This window comes from Paraburkholderia kururiensis JCM 10599 = LMG 19447 (genome assembly GCF_003986935.1).
GTDB classification, from domain to species: Bacteria; Pseudomonadota; Gammaproteobacteria; order Burkholderiales; family Burkholderiaceae; genus Paraburkholderia; species Paraburkholderia kururiensis.
Genome location: NZ_RJZE01000058.1, coordinates 1 through 8,385, shown reverse-complemented (window position 1 = coordinate 8,385; position 8,385 = coordinate 1). Strand labels below are relative to the sequence as shown.

The following is an 8,385-nucleotide window of genomic DNA, read 5'->3' as shown; positions in this document are numbered from 1 at the left end:
ACCTGTCGTGGATGTCCGAGCCGCAGCAGAAGGCGCGCCGGCAGATCGGGGTGTGGGTGCTGCTGTTCCTGGGCCTGCTGAGCTTTTTTGCCTGGCGACTGAACGCCGCTTACTGGAAAGAGATCAAATAGTCACGTCCTGACCGACGTGGGGCCGGCGCAGGGAAAAACCAGCTGGACGGTTTTTCGCGCGCTGGCCTTTGAGTTTTTTGAGGAAACGTAAATCATGATGGTTCTGTACTCCGGCACTACCTGCCCGTTCTCCCAGCGTTGCCGGCTGGTGCTGTTCGAAAAGGGCATGGACTTCGAAATCCGCGATGTCGACCTGTTCAACAAGCCGGAGGACATCGCCGTGATGAATCCGTACGGTCAGGTGCCGATTCTCGTGGAGCGGGACCTGATTCTGTACGAGTCGAACATCATCAACGAGTACATCGACGAGCGCTTCCCGCACCCGCAACTGATGCCGGCCGACCCGGTGCAACGCGCCCGCGCGCGTCTGTTCCTGCTGAACTTCGAGAAAGAGCTGTTCGTGCACGTCGGCACGCTCGAAAACGAAAAAGGCAAGGCCGCGGAGAAGAACCACGAGAAGGCGCGCCTCGCGATTCGCGACCGCCTGACGCAACTCGCGCCGATCTTCCTGAAGAACAAGTACATGCTGGGCGAAGAGTTCTCGATGCTCGACGTGGCCATCGCCCCGCTGCTGTGGCGCCTCGACCATTACGGCATCGAGCTTTCGAAGAACGCCGCGCCGCTCATGAAGTACGCGGAGCGTATTTTCAGCCGTCCGGCCTACATCGAAGCGCTGACGCCGTCCGAGAAGGTGATGCGCCGCTGATTTGGGGCGGCGGGACGGCAGGGGCGGCAACGCCGCGGCCGAACGTCCGCCCGCGGCTCACGGTGGGCGAGCGGACAATCGGGGCGTTGCCGCTGTCCTCGCAAAAGGATTGTTGATGCAAGAGACTTCCACGAAGCCTTATCTGCTGCGGGCGCTGTACGAATGGTGCACCGACAACGGCTACACACCGCACATTGCCGTGCGCGTCGATAACCACACCCGTGTGCCGCGCCAGTTCGTGCGGGACAACGAGATCGTGTTGAACATCAGCTTCCAGGCCACGAGCCAGCTGCAGATGGGCAACGAGCTGATCGAATTCAATGCCCGCTTCTCGGGCAAGTCGCACAAGATCGAAGTGCCGGTGGCCAACGTGTTGGCCATCTATGCGCGCGAGAACGGTCAGGGTATGGCGTTTCCCGTCGACGCACCGGCCGGCGGCGCCGGCGACGCAGTGCTTTCGTCCGAAGAAGAGGATGTTCTGGACGAACTCCCGGCGAGCGAAGATGCGCAGGGCGCGGGCGCTACGGCGCGGGACGCCGGTGTGGCCGAAGCGCGAGAGGAGCCGGGGCCTCACAACGGCGACGACGGCGCGAAGGGCGGCCGCGGGCACCTCAAGGTCGTGAAATGAAGTAGAATCGCGGTCTTACGCCGGCTTAGCTCATCTGGTAGAGCAGTTGATTTGTAATCATCAGGTGGCGGGTTCGAGTCCTGCAGCCGGCACCAAATACCCATCCGAGGGAGTCCTCGGAAATCCAGAAACCCGTGATAGCATAAGGCTTCACGGGTTTTTTTATTCCAGCGTTGTCCAGCGATGCCCGTCTGAATCCGGGGGCATGTGGGGGCACCTCCGGGGGAATCTGGGCATCTGATAAGAGCCCCCGAGAAAAATGCCCCCTTGGCTTGTAAGGTGCTCCATGCCATTGACCGACATCGCCGTCCGTAAAGCGACGCCCCGCGAAAAGCCATATCGCCTTGCTGACGGCGGCGGCATGTACTTGGAGGTCGCTCCCTCAGGCGGGAAATACTGGCGGCTCAAGTATCGCTTCGCCGGCAAGGAAAAGCGGCTCGCGCTGGGCGTCTATCCGGACGTTTCGTTGGCCGCTGCGCGCGAGAAGCGCGAGGACGCGCGGAAGAAGCTCGCGGCTGACATAGATCCCGGCGAAGCGAAGAAGGCCGATAAGCGGGCGATACGTCTGGCAGCGACCAATTCCTTCGAGGCAGTTGCGCTTGGCTGGATGGATGAACTCAAGCCGTACGTTACGGCTGGGTCGATGGCGAAGACCAAGGCCCGCTTCGAAAAGGATGTTTTCCCTTGGATCGGCAAGCGACCGGTAGCGGAAATTGATGCCCCTGAAGTTCTGACGGTCCTTAAGCGGATCGACAGCCGTGGTGCTCGTTTCACGGCTCACAAGGTCCGTGGCGAGATCAGTCGCGCATTCCGCTATGGAATCAAGGAAGGCTATTGTAAGTTTGACCCGGCTCGTGATTTGGTCAACGCCATCCCGCCGGCGCAGACGACGCACTTCGCTTCGATTACCGAGCCCGCTAAGGTCGGCGCCATGCTTCGGGCATTCGACGGGTTTTCCGGTACGTTTCCTGTCCTGTGCGCGCTCAAGCTTGCGCCCATGTTGTTTACTCGACCCGGCGAACTGCGAAAGGCCGAGTGGGCTCAGTTCGATCTTGATAAGGGCGAGTGGCGATACCTTGTCACAAAGACGAAGACCGAGCATCTGGTTCCGCTCGCAACGCAAGCCGTTCAGATTCTGTGGGAGCTACACGCGCTGACCGGCGGCGGTCGTTATGTTTTTCCGGGAGCGCGTTCGGCTCAACGCCCGATGAGCGATGCCGCAATCAATGCGGCTCTGCGTCGTTTGGGCTACGACACGCGGACCGAAATCACCGGGCACGGCTTTCGGGCGATGGCACGCACGATTCTTCACGAAGAATTGGAACAAAAGCCCGAAGTGATCGAGCACCAGCTTGCTCATGCCGTCCCCGATACGCTCGGCAAAGCTTATAACCGCACCAAGTTCATCAAGGAGCGTAGGGTAATGATGCAGAAATGGGCTGACTATCTGGAAAAGCTCAAGGAAGATACCGGCGTAGAGGTCAGCTAAGTCGCTGCGGAAGTATCCGAGCCTAGCAGTCGTTTGACTGTATTCGGGAAAGATGCTGACGGGTGTCGACCATAACGAGATGGAATGGACGTGAAAATCAGGAAACCGGATTTTGTGATCGAGGCGGAGAAGAAGATCAAGGTGATTTGGGATCTTCTCAAAACGACGGACGCGGTGAGATTTTCGCTGAAGGTCACGCTGTATCGGCAAGATTCCCGAAAGCCTCTAATGATCACGATGGAAGGTACGCGAGCTGATAACGGGGAATGGAACGTACGGACGCCGCCAAGAAAACTTTTAAATCCTCTTGGGTCGAGCGCCGAGTTGCGGGAAAAGCTGAACGCTGTTGAAGCATCCGTCGAAAATTATATTTCAAAGAACTCACTCGAAGAAAGGTGGCAAGACTGGGTGGACGCGCTCGAAGAGGTCATGAAATCCGGCCACTCGGCAGAAGATCTCGAGTTTCGAAGCGAAATTCCTATACGGGCGCTTGGTAAGTACGGATACGACGCTCATTTCTTTGCACCAGTCATGGCAATGGCCCACGTCATGGAAGGAACCGGAGCGTTGGCGAGGAATGACTTGGAACAGGCATCGCGCAGTGCCGAGCGAGGGCTTTACTGGTCACATGTGGATATGTTCATTGCTAACCCCAGCGGTCGTTTCATCGAGCGCGCCGGCACCGGCGGCAGTGCGACGGGTCTTCGTCGTGAACCTGTAAAGGAAAAGGTTACTGAATTGCTGAAATCCCTGGCCCCGACAGAAGGATGGGAGTCAACCAAGGATGCGATCAAGGCTGTTGTCATAGAGTTAAATGACTCTTATTTTCGTTTGGTCGAGTCATGCCATCTAAAAGTTGAAAATCTTCCGAGAACCGTCGAGGATTGGATCAAGGCAGAGCCGGAAAGGTTCCAGCATCACGTCAAGCCCAAGCACAAGGTCTGACGCATCATTGCACGCATGTCCACGCCCCTCTGCCGAGGGGTTTTTTTATGCCCAAATTTTTCTTTTAGTGGCTGTAGAGACTCGGCGAAGCTGCCTCCTTACCATGCGTTCATCGTTCAGTGCAGTGCAGAGCAGCACAGATCGATGCAGGCAGGTCAGGTGTGGTTCATGGAGGGTAGCTGGGCCCACCTTCGTTCTGTAACAACCGACGCAGCACTACCAACGCGCTGAGCGCGACCTGCTGTCGTTTATGCGAATGAAAGGTGTCGAATGACATTGGATGAAATCCCGCCGGTTCTCAGTGTGAAGCAATTTTGCTCGATCATCGCCAAGTCAAAATCCTGGATCTACGAAGAGTGGAAGCGCGAAGGCAGTGATCTTCCCAAGCCGTTCAAAATTGGTAGCGCAACTCGCATCCTTGGTGAAGCGACAGCCAATTATCTCAAGATGAAGTCCAATATTGAGAAGGGGTAAGAGGTGAGCGGTGATATGAAAGTCACGGCGTACCTCTAGATAGCGTGCGAGATTAATAGCCGTGCGAGGCATCTTGGCGGTTGTCTTTTGAAGAGCTCTTGCCTGTCGAAGGAGGAATTGTCGGCGTCGGTGCCAAAGCCGGATACGCGAGATTTGCCGAGAGTAGGCGTAATCCGGATCAAGCAGTGTGCTCGGTAACGTGAGGGTTTATAGCGTACGAATGAATAAGGAATGTCTGCGACGCGATGTGCCGTGACGAATCGATCATGGTGCATTGGGCGTACGGCAGACACAGGGGCGTGTCGTTCTGTGGTCAACGCATCACTTGGCAGCAGACGGTCAGCGCGATTGGGCAGCAGAAAGCTGCGATCTAAGAGAAGGAAATCGATACAAACTGCGTCCAACGTACACAAGCTACGACGAATCCTAAACAATTTGCGACCAAAGGCCAATGCCACCCATCATGTGGGTGGTAGTGGGGGTACTTATCGAATGCTTAATGGACCAGGATGCTCTGGCTATCGGCAGGGTGTGTTTCGATCTCTTGTTTCGGGCGTAAGTATGTATATGAGCAGGGAGAAGAATTTCCCGGTTGCCGCCGGCTTTCGGAATCTCGAAGCTGCGTGAATCTTTAAGATTTTGATTAAGCCAATTTATGGGTCTTATGTAATACAAGGTATTTCATAGCTAGCTAAGGTAGATCAGAGGGTATCCATACACTATCTATTCCTGAGTGGATATTCGCTCTACGAATATTTGATCAACGCTCCACCCTCTACGAGGTGGAGAGCCATTAGTGGTCGACAGTCAGGCATCACCCAAAAGCAATGAGCAGATGATGTTCTCGCTGTTCATTCATGCACAACCAGCAGTGAGCAGCACGTGCGATGCGCTCACATAATCCAGATAAAAGGTAATTAAAAATGTCTTTCGAAGAAGACGACTTCAAGAAGATTTACGAATATGGCGAGTGGGTGAGAAACACAGAACGCGCCGAGATTGCAGGCGAAGAGAAGATCGTGCTGTTGCCGAGCTTTGATCTGATGAGAACGTCGCTCGCTTCCATGGAAGCGCTGGTGCGTGAGATCGAGTTCTCGAAGGACGCAGTGGGCTTCGAGATCACGCGCAGCAAATGGAATAAGCCCGTTGTGGTGCCTAAGCCGTTGGGTAAGCGCTTCTTCTACCCGATGAAGGCGTTCTTCCAGAACTTCGCCTACGCAGAGCGCCACATCTACAGCCCGCACGTGTCGGCATTGTGCGAAGCATTCGAGGCGTTGGGTCTGCATCCTTTCGCCTTCACATTCCGCGATCCCGGCTCGGTTGAGCGCAGCACGGGCAAGACGCACGGCGAGACGTTTAACGACGTCGTGAAGAAGGTTGCCGAGATCGTTGGCTCGAAGCAGTTCCGCGAGCGTCTGCGGGTGCGTCGGCGCAATGCAGAGCGTAACGAGGCGAAGGGGCTGGCGATCGAGCAGAAGGTGTTCGAGAACAAGTCGCGCCAGCTCGTGCTGATGCTCCACTTCGGCTATCAGCAGCCGTACCGTGCACAGGTCACGTTCGAGGAAATCCAGAAGCACCGCAAGAAGTTCCTCAACAACTGCCGCACGAACAAGCTGTTGCGCGGCATTGTCGATTACATCTGGAAGCTCGAGGAGGGCGACGAGTCCGGTCTGCACTTGCATGTGCTGATCTTCTACACAGCCGATTCGTGCCGCGACGTGTACATCGCACAGCAACTCGGCGAGTACTGGGTCAAGGTGACGGAGGACAAGGGCCAGTACTGGAACTCGAATGCGAACAAGGCGTTCCATGAGAAGTACGGTCACGGCATCGGCACGGGCGAGATCAACTGGGACGACGACGCCAAGCGAGAAGCACTGCGCGAGAACATTCGCTACATGACGAAGGCCGACCAGTTCCTCAAGATGAAGTACGGCGAGCACAGCCGCCTGTTCGGCACGAGCCAGGTCGAGGAAAAGAAGAAGCCGGGCCGTCCGCGTGTGGTGAAAGTCAAGGGCAACGGCGATTCGGCAGGCGGTGAGCAAGTGGCTTCGTTCGATTCCGGTTCGCTTGATGAGCCGAACGTGGACGCGGCGAATCTGGATGTGGAGCAGGACGAATAAATCGGGCTATAACGGCCCTGCCGCATTGGCCAGCTGGGGTAAGCGTGGGCGATCTCTTGCGAAGGTCGCCAGGGGGCTGTAACCGGCTTCTGGCGGTCCTTTCACTTGGCACGACTCGTTTGCTTTGTCTGCTGACGATACGACGCTGATGCAACTGGATGCGACAACACGTCTTTGTCGCGGCTGTCGGGTGCGAGAAGGATCTGAACAATGAGCGACATCACTCTCAATCTGTCGGCAGGTGCTTTGCCGACGAACAAAAATACCGCCACCATGGCGCCGCGCACGATACGGAAGATCATGCTGGCTGTGGCGCTGCTCACCTCTGCAATGTCGTTGGGCATTACGGTATTCGGGGGAATGCAACGTGCCGCTACGGTGACGGAGCAGGTCTGGAGTGTTGGGGTATCGGTGGGCGCGGTGCTATGCGTGAATGTGGTGCCGATGCTGTGGCGCTACGTCCGGTGGGCCGCACGCATGATCCTGGTCGCCCTGTGGTTCGCCGCGTTGTACGTTGTACTGACAGGGCAGATGGATGTCCTCGCGCGCGCGCAGCAGCATGCCGCCGATCAACGGGCGCAAACCGTCCCGATCGTCGCGACGCCGTCGGTCGCGGACGGGGCGCGTGGTCGCAGTCTCACGACGATCACGCAGGACATCGCGAAAGTTAGTATCGAGCTGGCGCACGTCGAAGTGCGTCGCTGCACGGGAGAGTGTCCGAGTTTGCATATCCGCAAGGCGGCGCTGTCCGCCGAGCTCGCGACCCTCAATGCCGAAGCGACTGAGGCGAAGCGTCGTGCGACTGAACAGGACTGGCTGCGCGACCAGGCCAGTCGCGCCGAAGTGCTGCGCGAATCGCGCCGTGCCCAACCCGGCATTGCGATGGTCGCACACTGGCTCGGCACGACTGAAGCACGACAGAGTCTGCTGCGGGATTTGGCATGTGTGGTGGTACTCGAAGGGCTGGCGTGTTTCGCCTGGTACTTTGTGGGACTCGGGACGGTCGTGCCCAGTCGCAAGGCTGTCGCACCCGAGTCGCATACGACCGTGATGCACCAGGAGACAGTCGCGCCGATACTCGAGGTGACGCCGGCTGGTTGCGTTGCGCAAGCCACGACTCAGGTCGCGACCGCAGGCGAGAAAGAGTCGATCGTGAACGACTCGAGTCCCGATGTCGCCATGTCAGAAGACGACCAACTGATCGCGAAGATCCATGAGGAGGTCGCCGCGGGTCGTCTGACGCGCAATCTGGCGTCGATCCGTAAGTTTCTCAAGTGCGGGCAATCCAAGGCGATCCGGTTGAACCGCCTCTACATTGCGCGCTTCGGGGATGTGCGCAGTCTGGCGGGGCTCAGCAATTGACATTTGTCTTTCTCATCTCTGTCAAAATAGGACACGTCACGTGGTATTGAACAACAACCTTTCCCGTAAGGCGTCATCTTGTCCGAAGTTGACCAGAGCGAATCGCAATCGTCCGTATTGCTTGTTTCACCCGAGGAGCAACCCTTTCGAGTACGCGTCCTCTCTTCGCTGCTCGCGTGGGCGTTAACGCGCCTTGGTGCGCGGCATGATCCGTCATTCGAGCAGGGCCATGCAATCGGCTATGTAAAGGGAAAGAGAGCGGGGGAGAAGGACGGACACAAGACCGGCCACGCAAAAGGGCTCGAAGAAGGCAAGCTGGTCCTGGAGATCGTGGACCGGCGCAGCAAGGAGCGCGCGAAGCCGGGTATCGACGACAATCTGTTCGATAGTTGGTCGCTTCTGTTGATTTGCACGGAAGCCTGACCCACGATTTGCATTGAATTCTGACCCACCCGTTGGACCAGCTTTGCGGGTTATTCGGTGGGTATCTGGGTCTTCTTTCGCTCCTTCTTTGGCTGTGTCGTGCT

The 8,385-nt window shown here is 57.2% G+C and carries 8 protein-coding genes, 1 tRNA gene and 1 pseudogene; all 10 read left to right on the top strand.

The annotated features are described in order from the left end of the window. A pseudogene (locus PKKP23_RS32830) lies at window positions 1-131 on the top strand (cytochrome c1); the annotation flags it as partial. 94 nt (window positions 132-225) lie between these two features. Continuing rightward, window positions 226-837, top strand: a complete 612-nt coding sequence (locus PKKP23_RS32825) for a glutathione S-transferase N-terminal domain-containing protein (RefSeq protein ID WP_006052302.1) — start codon at window positions 226-228, stop codon at window positions 835-837. Window positions 838-952: 115 nt separating this feature from the next. Further along, complete coding sequence (locus tag PKKP23_RS32820; RefSeq protein WP_126880011.1) at window positions 953-1,465, top strand: ClpXP protease specificity-enhancing factor; 513 nt, start codon at window positions 953-955, stop codon at window positions 1,463-1,465. 19 nt (window positions 1,466-1,484) lie between these two features. Continuing rightward, a tRNA-Thr gene (locus tag PKKP23_RS32815) sits at window positions 1,485-1,560 on the top strand. A 191-nt stretch (window positions 1,561-1,751) separates the two neighbouring features. Then, complete coding sequence (locus PKKP23_RS32810; protein ID WP_126880010.1) at window positions 1,752-2,954, top strand: tyrosine-type recombinase/integrase; 1,203 nt, start codon at window positions 1,752-1,754, stop codon at window positions 2,952-2,954. Between the two features lie 84 nt (window positions 2,955-3,038). Beyond that, complete coding sequence (locus PKKP23_RS32805; RefSeq protein ID WP_240659264.1) at window positions 3,039-3,899, top strand: hypothetical protein; 861 nt, start codon at window positions 3,039-3,041, stop codon at window positions 3,897-3,899. A 270-nt stretch (window positions 3,900-4,169) separates the two neighbouring features. Then, entirely contained in the window at window positions 4,170-4,373 is a 204-nt protein-coding gene (locus PKKP23_RS32800; RefSeq protein ID WP_126880009.1) for a helix-turn-helix transcriptional regulator, read from the top strand. 923 nt (window positions 4,374-5,296) lie between these two features. Beyond that, complete coding sequence (locus PKKP23_RS32795; RefSeq protein ID WP_126880008.1) at window positions 5,297-6,496, top strand: inovirus-type Gp2 protein; 1,200 nt, start codon at window positions 5,297-5,299, stop codon at window positions 6,494-6,496. Between the two features lie 210 nt (window positions 6,497-6,706). Then, window positions 6,707-7,858 carry a hypothetical protein gene (locus PKKP23_RS32790; RefSeq protein ID WP_126880007.1) on the top strand — a complete coding sequence of 384 codons (1,152 nt, stop codon included), beginning with the start codon at window positions 6,707-6,709 and terminating at the stop codon, window positions 7,856-7,858. Window positions 7,859-7,936: 78 nt separating this feature from the next. Beyond that, window positions 7,937-8,281: a hypothetical protein gene (locus PKKP23_RS32785; protein WP_126880006.1), complete on the top strand. Its 345-nt coding sequence runs from the start codon at window positions 7,937-7,939 to the stop codon at window positions 8,279-8,281. The last annotated feature ends 104 nt before the right edge of the window (window positions 8,282-8,385 follow it).

Coding starts and splice junctions, on each gene's coding strand:
- PKKP23_RS32790 (WP_126880007.1), top strand. CDS start 6,707: ATGAGCGACATCACTCTCAATCTGTCGGCAGGTGCTTTGCCGACGAAC.
- PKKP23_RS32825 (WP_006052302.1), top strand. CDS start 226: ATGATGGTTCTGTACTCCGGCACTACCTGCCCGTTCTCCCAGCGTTGC.
- PKKP23_RS32805 (WP_240659264.1), top strand. CDS start 3,039: ATGGACGTGAAAATCAGGAAACCGGATTTTGTGATCGAGGCGGAGAAG.
- PKKP23_RS32810 (WP_126880010.1), top strand. CDS start 1,752: ATGCCATTGACCGACATCGCCGTCCGTAAAGCGACGCCCCGCGAAAAG.
- PKKP23_RS32800 (WP_126880009.1), top strand. CDS start 4,170: ATGACATTGGATGAAATCCCGCCGGTTCTCAGTGTGAAGCAATTTTGC.
- PKKP23_RS32820 (WP_126880011.1), top strand. CDS start 953: ATGCAAGAGACTTCCACGAAGCCTTATCTGCTGCGGGCGCTGTACGAA.
- PKKP23_RS32795 (WP_126880008.1), top strand. CDS start 5,297: ATGTCTTTCGAAGAAGACGACTTCAAGAAGATTTACGAATATGGCGAG.